Annotated in this window: 18 protein-coding genes, 1 tRNA gene and 1 pseudogene; 3 read left to right on the forward strand and 17 right to left on the reverse strand. The window is 42.0% G+C overall.

The features are described from left to right. Positions 1 to 84: 84 nt before the first annotated feature. Together tsf and rpsB are read right to left on the reverse strand one after the other, a co-directional pair. Positions 85 to 1,125 (reverse strand): translation elongation factor Ts, encoded by a 1,041-nt coding sequence (tsf, locus tag AB6M99_RS10125; RefSeq protein ID WP_121835574.1) that lies wholly within the window; start codon positions 1,123 to 1,125, stop codon positions 85 to 87. Positions 1,126 to 1,458: 333 nt separating this feature from the next. Then, positions 1,459 to 2,223 carry a 30S ribosomal protein S2 gene (gene rpsB, locus AB6M99_RS10130; protein WP_121835576.1) on the reverse strand — a complete coding sequence of 255 codons (765 nt, stop codon included), beginning with the start codon at positions 2,221 to 2,223 and terminating at the stop codon, positions 1,459 to 1,461. A 247-nt stretch (positions 2,224 to 2,470) separates the two neighbouring features. Between rpsB and AB6M99_RS10135 the strand changes: the two genes are divergently transcribed. The 3 genes from AB6M99_RS10135 (at position 2,471) to AB6M99_RS10145 (ending at position 4,274) form a co-directional block, all read left to right on the forward strand. Beyond that, entirely contained in the window at positions 2,471 to 2,857 is a 387-nt protein-coding gene (locus tag AB6M99_RS10135; RefSeq protein ID WP_121835578.1) for a DUF2809 domain-containing protein, read from the forward strand. A 54-nt stretch (positions 2,858 to 2,911) separates the two neighbouring features. Further along, positions 2,912 to 2,982 (forward strand) — tRNA-Cys (locus tag AB6M99_RS10140). 335 nt (positions 2,983 to 3,317) lie between these two features. After that, on the forward strand, positions 3,318 to 4,274 hold the full coding sequence (locus AB6M99_RS10145) for a S66 peptidase family protein (protein WP_121835580.1): 957 nt from the start codon (positions 3,318 to 3,320) through the stop codon (positions 4,272 to 4,274). A 57-nt stretch (positions 4,275 to 4,331) separates the two neighbouring features. Here AB6M99_RS10145 and AB6M99_RS10150 read toward each other — a convergent pair whose 3' ends face one another. The 15 genes and pseudogenes from AB6M99_RS10150 to AB6M99_RS10220 form a co-directional block, all read right to left on the reverse strand. Continuing rightward, positions 4,332 to 5,522, reverse strand: a complete 1,191-nt coding sequence (locus AB6M99_RS10150) for an acetate kinase (protein ID WP_121835582.1) — start codon at positions 5,520 to 5,522, stop codon at positions 4,332 to 4,334. A gap of 80 nt (positions 5,523 to 5,602) precedes the next feature. Then, complete coding sequence (locus AB6M99_RS10155) at positions 5,603 to 6,796, reverse strand: acetate kinase (RefSeq protein ID WP_121835584.1); 1,194 nt, start codon at positions 6,794 to 6,796, stop codon at positions 5,603 to 5,605. 61 nt (positions 6,797 to 6,857) lie between these two features. Next, positions 6,858 to 7,799: a class I SAM-dependent methyltransferase gene (locus AB6M99_RS10160; RefSeq protein ID WP_121835586.1), complete on the reverse strand. Its 942-nt coding sequence runs from the start codon at positions 7,797 to 7,799 to the stop codon at positions 6,858 to 6,860. A gap of 79 nt (positions 7,800 to 7,878) precedes the next feature. Next, positions 7,879 to 8,274 carry a competence type IV pilus minor pilin ComGG gene (gene comGG / locus AB6M99_RS10165; protein WP_121835588.1) on the reverse strand — a complete coding sequence of 132 codons (396 nt, stop codon included), beginning with the start codon at positions 8,272 to 8,274 and terminating at the stop codon, positions 7,879 to 7,881. Continuing rightward, positions 8,252 to 8,707, reverse strand: coding sequence for a competence type IV pilus minor pilin ComGF (comGF, locus tag AB6M99_RS10170; RefSeq protein ID WP_121835590.1), 456 nt, complete (start codon positions 8,705 to 8,707; stop codon positions 8,252 to 8,254). The genes comGG and comGF overlap by 23 nt, the downstream gene beginning before the upstream one ends. Beyond that, positions 8,673 to 8,967 (reverse strand): annotated as a pseudogene (gene comGE, locus AB6M99_RS10175) (competence type IV pilus minor pilin ComGE). Before comGE ends, comGF begins: the two are co-directional and overlap by 35 nt. Further along, positions 8,939 to 9,346, reverse strand: coding sequence for a competence type IV pilus minor pilin ComGD (gene comGD, locus AB6M99_RS10180; RefSeq protein WP_121835591.1), 408 nt, complete (start codon positions 9,344 to 9,346; stop codon positions 8,939 to 8,941). Before comGD ends, comGE begins: the two are co-directional and overlap by 29 nt. Positions 9,347 to 9,642: 296 nt before the next feature. Beyond that, a complete protein-coding gene (locus AB6M99_RS10185) occupies positions 9,643 to 11,058 on the reverse strand; it encodes a peptidoglycan amidohydrolase family protein (protein ID WP_121835595.1) in 1,416 nt (471 codons plus the stop codon). 128 nt (positions 11,059 to 11,186) lie between these two features. After that, a complete protein-coding gene (locus AB6M99_RS10190; RefSeq protein WP_121835597.1) occupies positions 11,187 to 11,414 on the reverse strand; it encodes a phage holin in 228 nt (75 codons plus the stop codon). After that, the gene (locus tag AB6M99_RS10195) at positions 11,411 to 11,716 is read right to left on the reverse strand and encodes a hypothetical protein (RefSeq protein ID WP_121835599.1); all 306 of its coding nucleotides are present in this window, start codon (positions 11,714 to 11,716) and stop codon (positions 11,411 to 11,413) included. The genes AB6M99_RS10190 and AB6M99_RS10195 overlap by 4 nt, the downstream gene beginning before the upstream one ends. A gap of 3 nt (positions 11,717 to 11,719) precedes the next feature. After that, a complete protein-coding gene (locus AB6M99_RS10200) occupies positions 11,720 to 11,860 on the reverse strand; it encodes a hypothetical protein (RefSeq protein ID WP_183121663.1) in 141 nt (46 codons plus the stop codon). A gap of 31 nt (positions 11,861 to 11,891) precedes the next feature. Beyond that, positions 11,892 to 12,347: a DUF1366 domain-containing protein gene (locus AB6M99_RS10205; RefSeq protein ID WP_121835603.1), complete on the reverse strand. Its 456-nt coding sequence runs from the start codon at positions 12,345 to 12,347 to the stop codon at positions 11,892 to 11,894. Next, entirely contained in the window at positions 12,344 to 12,529 is a 186-nt protein-coding gene (locus AB6M99_RS10210) for a hypothetical protein (RefSeq protein WP_121835605.1), read from the reverse strand. The genes AB6M99_RS10205 and AB6M99_RS10210 overlap by 4 nt, the downstream gene beginning before the upstream one ends. A gap of 9 nt (positions 12,530 to 12,538) precedes the next feature. Beyond that, entirely contained in the window at positions 12,539 to 17,776 is a 5,238-nt protein-coding gene (locus AB6M99_RS10215; RefSeq protein WP_121835607.1) for a phage tail spike protein, read from the reverse strand. Beyond that, positions 17,773 to 18,564, reverse strand: coding sequence for a distal tail protein Dit (locus tag AB6M99_RS10220; RefSeq protein WP_121835609.1), 792 nt, complete (start codon positions 18,562 to 18,564; stop codon positions 17,773 to 17,775). The genes AB6M99_RS10215 and AB6M99_RS10220 overlap by 4 nt, the downstream gene beginning before the upstream one ends. Positions 18,565 to 18,570: the final 6 nt, after the last annotated feature.

Below are 18,570 nucleotides of genomic sequence, written 5' to 3' on the forward strand. Positions count from 1 at the left end.
GCGAGCACAACTTGATAACACTCATCAATCACAATGAAAAAAGCAGGTTCCCCTGCTTTTTTCAATTTGTAAACTCTAATGAAATTAGTTTCCAAGAGCTGCTGCCATTGTAGCTGCAACTTCCGCTTCAAAGTCATTTGAAGCTTTTTCGATACCTTCACCAACTTCAAAACGTGCAAATGCAACTGCTTTTGCGTTGACGCTGTCAAGGTACGCTTCAACTGTTTTGCTGTCGTCCATGATGTAAACTTGAGCAAGAAGTGTGTAAGCTTGGTCAACTTGAGTGTTGTCAAGCATGAAACGGTCCATTTTACCTGGGATGATTTTGTCCCAGATTTTTTCTGGTTTGCCTTCAGCAGCAAGTTCAGCTTTGATTGCTTCTTCTGCAGCTGCAATCACTTCGTCAGTCAATTGAGCTTTTGAACCGTATTGCAAGAGTGGAAGTGCTGGTTTGTCAACCATAGCACGTGATTCATTGTCTTGCTCAATTTTGTGGTTCAATTGTGCCAACTCATCTTTAACGAATTGCTCGTCAAGTTCGGTGTATGACAATACAGTTGGTTTCATTGCAGCGATGTGCATTGATACTTGTTTAGCAAGCGCTTCGTCGCCACCTTCGATAACTGAGATAACACCGATACGTCCACCGTTATGTTGGTAAGCACCGAATGCTTGCTCGTCAGTTTTTTCAAGAAGAGCGAAACGACGGAATGAGATTTTCTCACCGATTGTTGCAGTTGCATTGATGTAAGCTGCTTCAAGTGTTTCACCAGTTGCAGTTGTCAAAGCAAGTGCTTCTTCGTTGTTAGCTGGTTTACCTTCTGCGATAACTTTAGCTGTTTCGTTTACCAATTCAACGAATTGAGCGTTTTTCGCAACGAAGTCAGTTTCAGCGTTAACTTCGATAACCGCTGCAACGTTACCGTTAACATAAACACCAGTCAAACCTTCAGCGGCAACACGGTCAGCTTTTTTAGCTGCTTTTGCCATACCTTTTTCACGGAGCAACTCAATTGCTTTTTCGATGTCACCGTCAGTTTCTACAAGTGCTTTTTTAGCGTCCATAACGCCGGCACCTGATTTTTCACGCAATTCTTTAACGAGTTTTGCAGTAATTTCTGCCATGGTTTTTCTCCTATAAATTTTATTTTTTGCAATTTGCTGTTAATGGTCCGGCATGCCAGCAAATCTGCGGTTTCATGGCTAAATCTAGCTCTTAAAGTCTCCAGATTTGCCTGCAAGGCTAGCCAAGCTAATCTTACTTTGACCACAGAGCAGCAATTGCCCGACCTGCTGACGCTTCCATATTCAAACGTCAGCTCTTGGGCGACAAAGTTGCCCTTAACATGTTTAATAAAACAGAGGGCAGAGCAGGAACGCTCTGCCCTCTTGGGTTGGTTCAAGTTTTACAATTCAGCATACTAGCTAAATTGTTCATGGACGAAAGTCCTTTGTTACTTATTTACCTTCTACAACTTCTACCAATTCTTCGATTGATTCAGTTGATGCTACTTCTTCTTCGAATGATACTTCTGCATCTTCACCTTGACGACCTTCAATAATAGCGTCAGCCATTTTCGCAGTGATCAATTTAACAGCGCGGATAGCGTCATCGTTAGCTGGGATGATAACATCGATATCATCTGGATCAGCGTTAGTATCAACCATCGCTACTACAGGGATACCAAGTTTTTTAGCTTCTTTAACAGCGATTTGCTCTTTATGTGGGTCAACAACGTACATTACGTCTGGGATACGTGGCATATCTTCGATACCGCCCAAGAATTTTTCAAGACGTGCACGTTGTTTGTTAAGAAGTGCAACTTCTTTCTTAGGAAGAACTTCGAAGACACCTTCTTCTTCCATACGTTTGATTTCTTTCAAACGAGCAATACGTTTTTGGATTGTTCCCCAGTTAGTAAGAGTTCCACCCAACCAACGGTGGTTGATGAAGTATTGACCTGAACGTGCAGCTTCTTCAGCAACTGCTTCAGCAGCTTGCTTTTTAGTACCTACGAAAAGAACAACTGCATCGTTTGCTGCTGCATCACGAATGAAATCGTAAGCTTGATCAGCCAATTTTACAGTTTGTTGCAAGTCAATAACGTGGATTCCGTTACGCTCTGTGAAGATGTATTTAGCCATCTTAGGGTTCCAGCGACGAGTTTGGTGACCAAAGTGAACACCAGCTTCGAGCAATTGTTTCATTGAAATTACTGCCATGAGTAGTTTCTCCTTTTATAATGTTTTTTCCTCTCTCAGACTTCGACTTGCAGCCCAACCTTTCGGCAACAAGACCACAATTGGTCTAAGATGAGTATTTGTTGTTAGACAACCATTATATTTTAGCAAAAGTATCTTTAAAATGCAAGCCAAGACTCGCTAATTTCTCCAGTAATTTAGCGTAATTTCTCACAACTTTTTCCAGTTTAAAATTGTCTTTTTCTCAAAACTTCGTTAAGATAATCTTATGACAACTTTTAAAACTCGTTTTTTCTACCTCATAGCTCTCGTAGCGATTATTTTCTTGGGACTGCTCTGCCGTAAAATCAGCAGCCTTCCTCTTTGGATTGGCGACTCTCTTTGGGCTGTGGCTGTCTACCTTGGTTTTCGCCTTTTTTTCATAAAAATAAAGCCAGAGGCTACCGCCCTTATCTCTCTTGGGATCTCTTTTATAGTGGAATTCTCACAACTTGTGAGCTGGGCTCCGCTAGATACTATTCGTGCCACTACTCTAGGACATCTTTTCTTGGGGCAAGGATTTTTAATTAGTGACCTTATCGCCTATACTTTTGGTATTTTTCTAATCTTTTTACTTGATAAAATGGCTCATCGAAAAGGAATTAAGGATTTTTAACCAATTTTCCCTCTTGACGAGAAAGCGATTTTAGGGTAGAATATTCTTTGTTATGGCGGTATAGCCAAGTGGTAAGGCACGGCTCTGCAAAAGCTTGATCGTCGGTTCAAATCCGTCTACCGCCTTTCAGTACCTGATTTAACAGGATTTAACCCAAAGAAAAGCCCGTAAAATCGGGCTTTTTGATTTTCTGTTGGGTTAAATTAGGTTAACTTTAAAAATAATTTTGAGCGGACAATTTTCATAGGCCAATTTTTAAAAAGGTTTATATCAAAAAACAGCAAAATCAAGGGATCCGTAAATATCTCCCCGACAAATCAACGCCTTTGGGCATGGTCTTATTGTTTTTCCTTTGGGTTACTGGTGGCAAAGAGAAAACAACTCTCTTAATACCTTCATTTTTCTATTGTAATCTAGAATAATTCTGTTACAATAATCTAAAAACTTTTTGGAGGTTGCTATGAAACCATTAGTCAAAGGAAATCATATCCGCATTGTTAGCCCATCGTCTTCTATTGAGCGTTTAGGTGGCTTTGAGGCTAATTTAGCCGCCAAAGAAAAACTAGAAGAACTGGGATTTAATCTCTCATTCTCAGAACATTATTTTGAAAATGATATCTTCTTTTCATCATCAATTGAAAGTCGCGTGGCTGATTTGGAAGCAGCCTTTGCTGATCAATCTGTTGATGCTGTTATGACCACCATTGGTGGCTTCAATTGTAACGAACTGTTACCCTACCTCAACTATGACCTCATCGCTCGTCATCCTAAAATCTTTTGTGGTTATTCTGATACGACTGCCCTACTTAATGGGATTTATGCTAAGACTGGGATGCCAACTTATATGGGGCCGAGCTATTCAAGCTTTAAAATGATTCAAGGCCAGGAATATCAAAGTAAGATGTGGCTTAATGCTGTTACTCAAAATGCCTATGAGCTTGTTCCAAGTCCTGAGTGGTCTAGCGATGCTTGGTACGACCCAAGTTTACCGCGCAGCTTTTTCCCAACTGAATGGAAGGTTTATAACCATGGCAAAGCTTCTGGAACTGCTATCGGTGGCAATATCTCTACCTTAAACCTTCTCACAGGGACTGACTATGCTCCCAAACCTGAAAAATACGTTCTCTTTCTCGAAGAAGCAGAAGACGATAACTACCTCATCATCCTCCGTCACCTCACAGCCATTTTACAGGCTTATCCAAATCCTCAAGCGGTCATCTTTGGCCGTTTCCCTAAAGAAACTGAGATGACACATGAGATTTTAATGGCCATTTTTGACAAACACCCTATCTTGAAACAGGTACCTGTGATGTATGACTTGGATTTCGCACACACCCAACCACTTTTTACCATCACTATTGGTGGAGAGGTTACTATTGATACTCAAAAACAATCAATCCAGTTTAAAACTCATTGACATAAGAAAAGACTAGCTAGTTCAGCAATGAACCATAGCTAGCCTTTTTCTTTTCCATTATTTCAAACGTTCTACATCACGCGCAATCACTAATTCTTCGTCAGTAGGAATCACAAGAACTTTCACTTTTGAGTCTGGCGTTGAAATATCGCCTGAGATACCACGAGTTTCGTTTTTCTCTGGATCAATATGCATGCCAAACCAAGACAATCCTTCGATAACATCTTGACGCATCAAAGGTCCATTCTCTCCCATACCTGCTGTAAAGACAATGGCATCTGCACCGTTCAACACAGCTAGGTATTGACCGATGAATTTCTTGATACGGTCCACAAAGACATTATAAGCCAAAACAGCATCCTTGTCCTTACGTTGAAGACCTGCTTCAATATCACGCATGTCACTGGAAATGCCAGAGACACCTAAAAGACCTGATTGTTTATTGAGCATATTCACTACTGCTGCCGCATCTTTAAGCTCTGGGTCATGCTCAACCAAGTAAGGGATAATGGCAGGGTCAATATCTCCAGAACGTGTTCCCATCATTGGTCCAGCAAGCGGTGTGAAGCCCATCGAAGTATCAACAGATTGACCATGGTAGTTAGCTGTGATAGAAACACCATTACCGATATGAGCTGTGATGAGTTTTAATTCTTCTAATGGTCGTCCAAGATATTTTGCAGCTTCATGCGCAACATAGTAGTGACTAGTCCCATGTGCCCCATACTTACGCACTTTGTAGTCTGTGTAATACTTTTGTGGAATTGGATAGAGATAGGTGTGTGGCTGCATGGTCGTATGGAAAGCCGTGTCAAATACTGCCACAGAAGTAATATCTGGTAAGATTTCTTTAAAAGCTCGAATACCTGCTGCATTGGCTGGATTATGAAGCGGTGCTAGTGCTGACAATGCTTCGATTTTCAAAAGAGCTTCTTCATCAATAAGAACAGATTCTTTGAACTCTTCGCCCCCTGCAACAACACGGTGACCAACGCCTGTAATCTCGTCATAACTCGTAATAATATTAAATTGAATCAGGTCATCAAGTAAAATTTTAACCGCTTGAATATGATCTGCAATATTCAACGTCTGCGTCTCTTTTTTACCGTCAAACTTCACCGTAACCACAGAGTCATTTAAACCGATACGTTCAATAATACCAGCAGCCAGAACCTGTTCTTCAGGCATCTGGTAGAGTTGCCATTTAAGGCTTGAACTTCCTGCGTTAATTGCAATTGTTTTTGACATTCATCCACCTCTTCGTAAACGTTTTCTTTTGTTTTCATTATATCAAAAATGCCCAGTCCTGACAACTGAGCATTTAGGGCTTATTTAGCTTTCAAGCGTTCAACATCACGCGCAATAACAAGTTCTTCATCGGTTGGAATAACCAAAACTTTGACTTTAGAGTCTACGGTCGAAATCTCACCAACTGCTCCAAAGACATTTTTTTCTGGATCAAGTTCCATACCAAACCATGTCAATCCTTCAACAACTGCTTGACGAACTGGGGCAGAATTTTCACCAACACCTGCTGTGAAAACAAGGGCATCTGCACCATTTAAAACACCGAAGTATTGTGAAATGTATTTTTTCAAACGGTCAATGTACATGTCAAAGGCAAGCGTCGCATCTTCATCACCTGCTTCGTAGCCAGCAATAATGTCACGCATGTCACTTGATTTTCCAGAAATACCAAGCAAACCAGATTCTTTGTTTAGAGCATTAACAACAGCTGCTGCATCTGCCAATTCAGGACGTTCAGCCACTAAGTAAGGGATCAAAGCAGGGTCAATATCACCTGAACGTGTTCCCATCATAGGGCCTGCAAGTGGCGTGAAGCCCATTGAGGTATCAACAGATTTTCCACCGTCAACAGCCGTGATTGAGACACCATTTCCGATGTGAGCCGTAATCACTTTCAACTCTTCAACAGGTTTGCCAAGGTACTTAGCCGCTTCTTGTGATACATAGAAGTGACTTGTACCATGTGCACCGTATTTACGCACTTGATTTTCAGTATAGTAGGCTTTTGGCACAGGGTAGCGGTAAGCTTTTGCTGGCATCGTTGTGTGGAAAGCCGTGTCAAAAACAGCAACGTTAAGCACTTCTGGCAAGACTTCTTCAAAAGCACGAATCGCTGCAACGTGAGCTGGGTTGTGAAGAGGCGCAAGTGCACTCAGTGCTTCAATCTCTAAGATTTCTTTTTCACCAATGATTGTTGATTCTTTAAAAATCTCACCACCAGCAACAACACGGTGACCAACACCAGTGATTTCATCATAGTTAGCAATGATTTCAAAGCGGATAAGATCATCTAGAAGGATTTTTACAGCTTGGTGATGATCGTGAATATCAAGTGTTTCACTTTCTTTGTTACCAGCAAATTTAACTGTTGAAACTGAATCCTTTAATCCAATACGTTCAATTAGTCCTGATGCCAAGACTTCCTCTTCTGGCATGTTATAAAGTTGCCATTTTAGGCTGGAACTTCCTGCATTGATTGCAATTGTTTTAGACATGATTTACCTCTTTACTAAATTTGCTTTTATTCTATCACATTCTTGTTCAAATTTCACATAGTCACTCCGACCATTTTTTGAATTTGGTCATAAACTCTACTATAACATCTTGATTTTGTAAATCTGTTATAGGATAGACGAAAGTTTCTCTCGGTTGACTGCTCTGCTTTTGCAAAATAAAGATAGCTTTAGACTTATCTTTTCGTCCAAAGAGGGTCTCAGGTAATGTGATAACAGCAAGGACACTAGCATAGCCGCTCAGCCATTTTTTCAAAAGAGGAGACTGAGGACTGGTTAGAAGGTCAGTTGGAGCTAAAAACAATGCTAAGCCGTCGGCTTTTAGATACTTAAGCGACTGTTCCATCAGCAGGTGGTGGGCGTAGGTGTGCTCATCCGTGGCAGCTACTGTATAGCGGCGCGCAATCTCATCATTGGGATAATAGCCAACAGGGAGGTCACTGATGATGACATCACTCTCTTTTAGAATTTGAGGGCGAACGGCATCTTCTTGGACAAAGCTGACGCTAGACCCCATGACATCTGCAATTGAGGCAGAAAGGTCAATCAGTAAATCATCCAGTTCAATCCCCATATAATCTAGGTGTTTACGGCTATTAGTCACTAACGTATGGGCAAGGTTACCCGTTCCCGAACCAATCTCAATGACATCAAGTTGTTCCTTATCTGTCAGGGTCTCCATTAAAAAGAGTAGGATAAAACCGATGCTGTCTGGTGTAAATTGATGATTTGCCTGCAACACTTCAGTTTGCCCAGCCTTGATAAAGATAAATTGGAAGGCACGGCGCCATTCTTCCTGTGTGAGGTCAAGTGCTTTTAACGTCTCATTATTTTGAGCAACCGTCTCAGTTGCCCCTTCAGCACCAAGATAAAAACTATTTTGCTCAATCAAAGCGTCATAGATATTGGTTCTAAGGTCATTCTCAATCAGTTGGATGTTTTCTAAAATCAGCTCATAGGCTGTTTCAATCTTTTCAAAATTCATGGTTCTATGATACCAAAAAAGCCAGAGATTGACAAAATCTCTCGCTTTATTTCTCCACGGTATCAGCTTTTTCTGCTGGTCACTCGGATTTATGTTCTGAAGCGCTACTTTCTTCTATTGAGATATCTTTTGTGGCACTCTCTTCAGATTTTCTCCTTCTCTCATCTTCTGTTTTTACAAAATCGTATTGGTAAACGTAGCCGTCTGGTAGTGTCACAGAGATGGTCAGTTTTTCTCCTCTACGCTTCCAGGTACTACGTCCTTGATTAAAGGTTAATGCACCGCTTTTCTCATCAGCATCATCCACGGTCAATTGAGCGATGAGGTAGGCTTTGGCAGCCGATAGTTGAACATGATTCTGGCGTTCTGCTGCCTGCACTCGGCCAAGATAAAACTGCAAAAGTAGAGCAAAGATAGCTGACATTAACAGGGCGTAGAGGAGTACCCCTGCCCTAACTTTCTTTTTCAAAAGCATAGACAAAACTCCTCTCTAAGCCATCTGTGAATGTCATATCAATCGTTACCAGATTACCATTTTGGGACATAGCAGAGCTTTCAATGCCAAAAATCATGGGCTGATACCCTCGACCATCTGCATTGGTTTTCCTGAAATCCCCTTTTTGAGATAGCCCGAATGCTAATTTTTGCCCTCCTTTAAATAGGTAGAGTTTGTTGTTTTCAAGTTTGATAAGTTTTGTCCCTTCAAATTCTGCCTGTAATTGCTGGCAAAAGAGCAACCAATCTTCTTGTCGATTATCTGACAAATAATGCACCTGACTAGACAACACCTGCGTCAAGCCTTGATAAACTTGCACAGACCCAATAATGACTAATAAGGAAACCAAGCATTCTAGGAGCGTAAAAGCAGGTAACTTAATGTTTCTCAAGACAAATAACCTCTTTTCCATTTTCTGTCACCAAAATCCCTGCCTCTGTTCTTGTCACGTCTACAGATACCCCATTAAGGGTTAAATGAGACTGTTTGGCCTGCACCGCCATTGTCGCTACCATTAAAAACCTCTTGCTCATGAAGTCTCTTAACGAGGTGCTCATGATTGCGGTTAATCTGATTGAGAACCAAAGCCACAATGGTAACAAGCACTCCCAAAGCAATCAAACTTTCAAGTAAAATATAGGCTTTAAGTTGTTGATTTTTGATATTTACCACTCCCTAGATACAACTGATAGGTGATTGTCTCATCCTCAGTTACAAAATTTATCTTGGCTAAGCTATTATTGCCGCCTTTGGTATCAAACTCTAGAATTTTTTCTTCTAAAAGGCTGACGCTTTTAGGCAGAGAGAGTTTGGTTATACCATTACTAATCTCTTGTGAGGTAACAGTCAACTGCAAGTCACTTTTTTGCGCCGCAGCTAACTGTTGACTATCACGATAGATATTTTCAAAAGAGAGGAAGAAAAGCTTTTCTTCCACATCTTGAAAAATGCCTTGCACAGAACCCGAAAGAGAGATGGCTAAAAAACTGATAATAAAAAGGCTAATAAGGCTTTCAATTAAGGATACTAAAATTCCTAGTTTCTGACACAGACCTTACATGAGCCTCAATCTCCTTGCTACGCTTTAGCAACTCACAGGATAGCTGGTAGTTATCTAGTTCCTCATCTGCCAGGACTAACTGCCATAGCTTGTAAAACTGCCCTCTGTACTTGATGCAGACTCTGCACCAGTGCTCTACGCCATAGCTAGAGTACTCAATGCGGTCAAGTTTGATACGTTTGATTTTTGTCATTTTATTTCCTCCTTACCTAGATATTCGTAAAAAGTCACAAAAAATGCAAAAAAGCCCCTAGGTTGTTACACCTAAGGGCTTTCTGTGTCTTATCTTAAACTGGTTTTTTTGAAAGTGTGTAGGTAACTCCATTGATAGAAATTTCAATCCCCTCAATGTTGACCTCAATCTTGTCTGTGCTACCGACATCTGTGACGGTAGCAGTATCATACTTGGCTAGTGATCCATTTTCAGCCTCAATGGCTTTCAGACGGCTTGACATACCTACCAGGTAATTATCATAGCCTGTAGCAGCGTAGTCATAGACTGCACCGCCTGTCTTAAACATGCCTTTGATAGCCTCGCTAAAGGTTTTGGCTCCTGAAACCTTGTAGCTACCTCCTGAGCGTAGCAGGTAGAACCAATCTGTAAGAAAGTCATCTACAGAGGCATAGTGCATATAATGTCCACCCTCATTAGCTGGTCTTGCTGTTCCTTGGGTGACAGTCACACCACTTGGACGCTCTCTTTTGCCAGTCCATGTCATGCCTCCCCAGTTGTTATCTGCCTTACCTACGGCTGAGGTACCCCAAAGCCCCTCAAAGTGTAGAACGGTAATAGCGTAGCTAGGTAGGATATTGTGTTCCTTACACTTAGCAAGGATAACATCAAGGACAGATTTTTTCAGGATTGCACCGTTAAAGGACAAGTCACCATCTTCTTTAGTGATTTTGGTATCTGTCGCTTTCTTGGGTTCCGTGGTGGAATTTACCACCTCACTTTTTGGAGCGTCTGAGGGTGTTTTAGGGGTATTTCCTGATGTGCTAGCTTTCAGGATTTCAGTTACACGTTTTTGGACTGCGTCATAGTCAGGACCAAGGGATTTTTTACGGTCTTCACCGTTGCCATGTTTCCCCTGGATCACTTCTTGAGCCAGTTGGTCAACAGTCTTTTTAGATGCCGTAGCTTTGCCATTGATGACTGCCATGACAGCCTCATATTGATTACCAAGAGCTGCCTTGCGTGCCTCTCCATTGCCGTATTTACCTGCCAAGGTTTCTTTAACCAAAGTATCAAGGTTTTTTCCTTGGGTAGAAGCTCCGCTTTTTAACCTATAAGCATACCAATACATCCAACCGCTTGCGGCTGCCGTTTGGTTATAGTCATTTATTGTAATGCCGTTGTTAGCATAATTGCAGTGAATAATGTTATCAGGATCAATAAAGATACCAGTATGGCCACCAGCACCGCTAGACTGGCCACGGCGCCCCCATATAAAGACATCACCACGTTTTGCATCCCAAGCAGTATTTTCAGCAATTAATTCATAACCATTTTTGATCAGCCAGTCGTGCTCATACTCAGTATTGACTGCCCAACCAGCAGAGATAGCCCCTGTTGACATCAGAGCATAGTAAACAGAGCTAGAGCAGTCATAAGACCCTGGACCGTTGCGGTAGTCCATTGAGTAGGTCACTTTGCCAGCTCGTGCTGACATCCAGGCAATAGCTGCCTCAATATTTACTGTCATTGTCTTCCTCCTTTAGGAATAATTCAATAAAAGGGGAAAGCATGAGGAGCAAAAAAGAAAGAGGCACTAATGATAATACCCCTGTAATTATCAAAATGATTTTTCCTAATTTCCTCATGCTATATCTCCTATTTAGGCTCGTGATAGCCTAGTGCTTGCTCACTATCTGATACCCCTGCTGTTGTAGGGTCTGAAACAATCCCAAGCAAAACAAGCAAGGTAAGAGCTGTGTTAGCTACATCATTGATGTTGTCAGGCAATTTAAACCCCATCTGTTGAGCTAACAAGATAACTGTAGCAATAATTGCAGCAAGCGTAGCCTTGTTCTTAAAGCGTAGTTTCCAGTTAATTTTCATGATTGGTCTCCTTTCTCAAATTCATCAATTCGGTTGTTCATTCGTACCATTTCTTTCTGGATGTCACCTACCGTGTGAGTAATTGTACTTAGCTCCTCGGTTGTTTTTTCCAGATGTGTCATCAAACGTTCTTCTCGCTTATTACTGTCAGCTTTAGATTGCTCGTGGAAATCCATCAGCTTCTTTTCTCGCTTGTCAGACGTTCGGACAAGATACCCAGCGGCGACTACAAAGAGGATAATAAAAAGGATTTCCCAAGTGAATTGACTTTCAGCGATTTTTCTTGCTTCGTCAAACGGCATAGGCTACTCCTCTTTGTCAGTCGTTTCAGTTCCTACGCTTGATACTTCTACGAGCGCACGCACTTTCTCGCGGAATTTTTTAGGTACTTGCTCAAGTGTAATCCATCCAAGCTCTACTTGCATTGCAAAATAATTAATCATCATTGTTGTTCCTCCAATATAAAAATTTTTAATTTTATTCAATAGTTTCTTCATCTTCGACATCCCCCATCATACCAACGATGAGTTCGTTAATAGTGCCTGTTGTGACCTTGATAAGCTCTTCGACTTTTGTAAATTGAGTCTCCGAGCGCTCAATGGCATCATCAATTTGTGCTAATTTAGCAGCGGTAAACTCAAGTTGCTCCTGCATTGCTTGACGTAGCTTCTGGCCTTCTTTGATATTTAACTCAATCTCATCAATTTTAACGACTGATTCAGCCATAGCACGCTCTGCATACTCGCTTTTAAAGTGCGCCTCACGAGCCAACTCGACAAGCTCTTGCTCTGATTTATCCCGTTGGTCACCAATCGTGCGCTCTGTGTATGTAGCATATGAGCCAGTCGTTGACGCAATCGTAATGTCCGTATGCGACACTTTACCTTCGTCGTCATAGACCGGGTATTTCCCTACGACGTTCCACGCTCTCATTCTGTTACCTCCTCGTTTTTTGGTTGTGTTTGTTGGTCAAGCAGAGCTTCCAACTCTGCGGCTTTCTGAGCAAGCTCTTGATTGACTTGCTGTTGTTGCGCTAGTTGCGCTGTTAACGTCGCTTTATCCAAGCTTAATTGCGCTATCTCAAGCGCTAAGTTTGATTTAATTTGTTCGTCCATAGTGTCTCCTTAATCAAAAAAGCCTACTCCAGAAACATCATCAGTAAAGTGAGTTTCTCTGCCGAATGCTCCTGCTCTGTGCAGTTTATTCATGTTGTGGATAAGTTTGTCAAGTATCCCTAAAAGGTTATAATCTCTCGTCATAGCAGCTGCTTGGAATACCATTTTTTTGGAGTTTTTTGCGTGTTTAAAATAGATATAATCTCCATAAATCTCGACATAATCTGACATGTCATTATCTCGATTAGCAACTATACCAGCAAATCTAGCAGTATCAATTGTTTGCGATGCATTTCCAGACGTCGCACCTACTATTACATTGACACCGCCACCTGTAGAGTCTTCGATTTTTAAAAATCCAGTATTTGCACCTCTTGTACGATGAATTGTATTATAAACAGAATTAAAAGCGATAGACGCATTTGCTTTGAAAGTTATATTAGCTTCATTAAGATTGATTTGCATCGCTTCGTTTTTAGCAGTAATCACTTTACCTTTCATCCAATCGATCATCGCAGTCTCAATTTTTGCTTTAATAAAGTTTGCGTCTAAACCGACAATCTTGCTTGCGTTAAGATTGATAACATTGACTCTGCTTGCATCAAGCGTACCTGCTGTAATCTTAGCAGCATCTAAGCTAGCAATCTTAGCAGAGGTGATAACACCGTCTTGTATGTACGTCGTACCAGTGATTTGCACTAGTTTACCGTCAATCTTGACTGAGCCATCTTTATTGAGATTTAGCTGATTAAGCACAGTACCAGCGCTAGTCAGATTTTTAACCGCCCAAGAGCCTGCAAGTTGGCTCATTTGGGTTTCCGCCGCTAACTGCATGGCAGACGTGCTGTCCACAAAACTAGTCGGTGGCACGTCGCCTCTTACGATAGATATTTGACCAATAGCTACTGTCCCGTTTTTACGTATCCAAACGTGCAAGCCATAGTCGTCTGTCGTTGTGGTTGTTTTAGAGACAGTAACAGTACCAGTAAATATTTGCGATGACCCTGTTTGGGTCAACCTGATAGGAAAAACTGCAATCTTATCAGTACCGTTTTTTATCTCAATTCCCACGATGTCGTCTGGTAAAACGTCCACCCAAAGATTAACTCGATAACTTAATTTTTCGCCTGCTGTAAAGCTTTGGGTGTGTAGCGGTACCTGGAATCCTTTCCATTTTGGCGAAGACAAACCTGTCTGCGTAATACGCAAGAGTTTATAACTGCTTGTACCTGTTAGTGCAAGAGTTGAATTAGATGTTCTAGCTTTATATTTCGAAAAATTTGTCGGGTCGTAAACTAAATTTTGACCGTCTGACAGACTTGATACACGACTTACAAGGCCTTTGGCCGTCTCAATCGCTTGATAAATGTCACCACCAGCCACAATCGACCGCTCAAACTTACTAGCCGACTGAATAGCCTGTGAAATCGCACTCCCATCACCAATCACACGCTTGTGAGCATCTACGGTGTCTTTGACTGTGTTAAAAGCAGTGACTACCGATAGCTCTTTTACCGATGGGCTCCAAGGTTGCTCAAGACGACCCTCAAGTAATTGATAACCTGCAACGCTAAAACCTCCGACGTCACTAGCCAGAATCGCAAATCTCGCTCTGATTTTGCCTGAGCGCGTTGGTACAAAATGCAATGTAAACCGTTTAAAATCAGTACCAACATCATCAATATGGTGGTTACGACGAGTTGTACTTGTGATATCGTCACCACCAAAATTATAGAGGTAAAAGTAAACAGTCCCTGTTGTCTCTTTGGCGACATACGCGCTAAAAATGTACTCTTTACCAGCCTCGACTTGCCAGGTTAACGTCGGTGATGCTTTGTTACCACTTTGCCAAGTCAACACATCCGCTCCTGCGACAGTACGACCGTCTAGTCGCCAATTGCCATCAATCCAAAAGTGAGACCCGCTAAAATCCTTTGTCCCGTCTACGAGATTGACGCTTGTTGACGTTGGTATCAGTGCTTTTGTCTCGGTGATAGAGCGCTCAAAACTGCCTGCTGTCTCTGTGACCTTATTTTCAAGCACTGTTGAGGTCACATAAGGCTGTAACGCTGATGATGTGATATAGCCACGACCTGTGATGTTACTGTCGACTTGCGCTTTGGTCTGATAGCCCTTGCCAGATATGGCCTGCTCAACCTGCGTGCTAGTCAATCGTTTGGAAATTTCGTCAGCATGTTGCTCTACTGATGTTTCTAGCGTTGATAGTCGTCCTGTCGCAGTGTTAAAGTCTGTCTTAGTCACAAGACTGGCAATCTTGTCAGTCGCAACTTTTAACTCTGCTTTCGCTTGAGTAATTGATTGAGCGTTAGCCTGTGCTTTTGCCAATGCGTCACTAGCTGTTGATTTGACGTTATCTACTAGCGTTTTTTCTGCTTTGAGTGCAATCTGTCCTGTGTGCTGAGCAATCAGCGTTTCGGCATTTGTCAAACGACCCGTCGCAGTATCAAAATCACGTTGAGAGACTTTGCTTGACACATCGTTTATCAGTTGTCTGATGCTAGTCTCAGCAGTCGTTACTTTACCCTCAGTCTGAGATAAACGTGTTGATAGTTGCTCTTGGCCTTGTGCTGTTTGGGTGATGAGCGTCTTAGCATTTATCAGTTTGTCCTGTAGCTCTTCTGGCGCTACGCTGTGCGCTGTGGCAATCTCTCCTATTTCCAGCTTTAATTTATCAATATACAAGATACTGTTTGTCGTGAAATTGTATCCATAAACATAAAAAAGGACACTTTTGCCAAAGTCGCATGTAAATTTATCAAATGGTACTTTAACATTAACACGTTGCCATTTGTTAAACGAGTCTACAATTAGATTAAATTGCCCTGCGTGGAATTTTCTTGTTCCTGATTTGTCATAGTAGTATAATCCACCGAAGATTTTTGTGCCTGCACCAGTTGCAAAAACATCGACCGAAAACATAAAATTATCAGTCGTTTGAGGTATTCGACTAGTTATATTCTGAGAAAAACCTTTCCAATTTCGTTGGCCATTACTTTCATTGAAAACTCCTACAGATTGTCGCTCTGCTCCATCTCCAACATAAGCATGATAGCTTGTTGCAGGATTAGAGATACCACCATTGTATGTATTCCAGTTTTTTGCGCTTTTATCGTAAGCCTGACCGCCAACAACAAACGCAGTAGTTGTTGCTGTCTGCTCAAACGAGCTATTAAGCAATAAGTTAACTCCACCAAATTCCTTTGGTATTAAGCCTTTTGTCTCGCTAATCTCAGTCGTGATACGATTACCTAACTGAGTAATTGAGCTTTCAGCAGTCGTCAAGCGTTGTTTTGCTTGGTCAAAATCACTTGTTTTGACACGGCTTGCGATTTCCCCAGCCTGGACTTGCAAGGTGGATTCAGCGGATGAGACACGACCGGTCAGTGTGTCAACTGTTGCTCTTGTGGCAAGTAGCTTGATGTTTTCCTTTGTCTGCGTAAGCTCTGTTGATACCCCATCAATCTGACCTGCTAAGAGACTTTTGGTCAACTCGATTAACCTGTTAGCCTCTGCCACTGCTTGACTTTTAGCTGTGGCCAGTTTACCTTCTGTCGCCTGTCTCTCAGCTATATCTAAGCGTTGCGCCTCTGCTATTGCCTCAGACTTGTACTGCAAAGCTTTAGTCAAGGCATTAGCTGCGTCCGATTTAGCTTGCGTGCCAATTTGTTGCGCTTGCTGGGCTAGCGTCTTTGCGTCTGTCGCTTGTGCACGGATGTCGGAGACTTGTCGGTCATGCTCAGCGCTGCTTGCTTCGATTTGGGCAGTGACTTGAGCAATTTCTTTCGCAATTCTATCACGCAAGGCTTCGCTGTCATAGGTCCTCAAGATTTCTTCCCAGACTTCTCCTGTCCATCTGAGCATAATCTTATGACCTTCGTGCTCAGAGTCGGGCTTGTACCAAATGTCATTGATAATGACCTTCCCTGGGTATTTCTTGCTAGGGTCTTCAGCGCCATACCAGTTATTGTTAAAACCATCAGCACTTGGCAGAAAGTCTGGGAGGTTTTGCACAAAGTTCGAGAACTCGTTGGCCACAAAGTTATCAATAGCCTTGTCAGCAATGATCTGAGCTTTTGCCTCATTGCTTTCTCCTACTCTGTCCCCAAGCTTGATGTCGCTTGACTGATTGTTGAGGCGGTTGAATGTAATTTCAAAAATACGGGTGTCATAGTCCAGTTTTTTGTCGTGGCGAACCACTCGGATAGTGTCTCCGACCTTCACGCCTCGTAGATAGACACTTGATGTCTTCAAGGTCAGTTGTGGCCGTGCTGTATCAATCAGGGTCTTATAGGTTCGTTCTGCTAAAATCTCTGGGTCTTCCTCTTCAGGAAATTCCACAAATCCGATTTTGGGACGCATTGAACCGTCAGCGTTTTTGATACCGTACAACTTCGTCATTGCAGGTAGTTCAAGATACTTCTGCCCCTTTGGTTTATTGACTGGTTTTCCTTTAGCTGTTGACCAGACTACATCCTCAAAAGTGATTTTACGTCCGTAACCGTCTGATTGTTGCATCGCTTGTGTTGTTTTGTTTTCGCTCGATGAACGTTCTGCTATATCCCCCGCAGAGCTGACTTGCACACCTTTACCACGTCCTACAAGAGCTGTAAAAATGTTTGTTCTTTCAATTTCTTGGATGATTTGTAGAGCGTTATGGCCGTAAACCACTCGCTTACCGATGGCTTGACCGATTTTTTTCTTAAAATCAATGTAACGGGCACCGATTTGGTTGCCGTTCATCTCAACGAAAAATTGCATTTCCAGGTCCCAGACTTCGCATACCTTTTTCAGTGCGTCAAAGGTTGAAACATAATAAAAATTGGTGCTGTGTGGAGTTGTTTCGCCAATAAATCGAACTTGCCAATTTGTATCTTTTAGCAAATCATTGATGACCTCTCTGGCAAAAGCATTTTGAGGTCGTTTGTCATAAACAACCGTTTTTCTAAGCTCCTCGATACCAGACTGGACACCGATTAATGATGTCAGATTATCAGAAGTCTTCTGAGCAACGTAAAAATAATGAAAAGTGTGAGCATCTTCTATGGTCTGTATGGCCATGTACTCCACTTTTTCCAGTTCGTCAGCGTTTAAAGCTTTCATCTCGACAGTCAACCTGTCAGAAACATAGCGCTCACTGGTTAGAGTATACTTCTGGAGAGCTGTCTTGATAGCAGGTTTATTGACAATTTTAAAGAGTTTCTCGTCTTTATCAAATAAATAAATCACGCTCGTTCGTCCCTCCAAACTACTTTTTTTACCGTGGCGTTTTTGGCTGTAATAGTATCACCATTTCGGACAGTGAATTGTTCCAGCGGACTGAATCGCTCTAGCTCGCTGAGAATATTCCTGCCGTTGTAGGTAGCGGTCACTTCTTCGACTCCAAAAGTCACCACAATGTCTTTTCCTGCTGTATATGATCCTGAAAAAGATAAAATCTTTGTGCTGTTGATAATCTGTACCTGGCTAACCGTCCCAGTCGGTGTGACTGTGATTGATTCAGGTAAGACTTCCGAGGCATCTGATAAAGAAACAAGCCCAGTTGAGTTCTGGGCTGATTTTTTCTTATATCCGTCTGGTACTAGCAGGGTGAACTTGCTGACAATGGAAAGTGATTTTTCCTCAATATCATCAGCGCCACTGAAATAACCGTAATAGGTGTAACCAGGTTCATCCTTAAATGTGATTTCAAGATAACCACTACTAGCATGAGTCCGCAAAATCTTGTTCAGTTTTGCAAATTTATCCCGCATTTCAGCACTGTTTTTTGCTTCAAGTTGGTACTTGATTTCTAAAGTGCGCTCATCATCTGAAATATCTTCCACCCAAACACCACGACGACCAGGTACAGAGGTGGTCTTGACACTCTGCCCAACAATGCCTCTACCCGTCACCGTCAAATGGCGGTACCCCTCAACCAAGTGGTTAAGAGGTGTACCGTTAATCGACATATTATCTACAGGTTCAACAGGAGCACGAATACCCTGTGAAACTGTTGTATCTACAAATGTATACATAAGAAT

The organism is Streptococcus hillyeri, from assembly GCF_041081565.1.
GTDB lineage: Bacteria > Bacillota > Bacilli > Lactobacillales > Streptococcaceae > Streptococcus > Streptococcus hillyeri.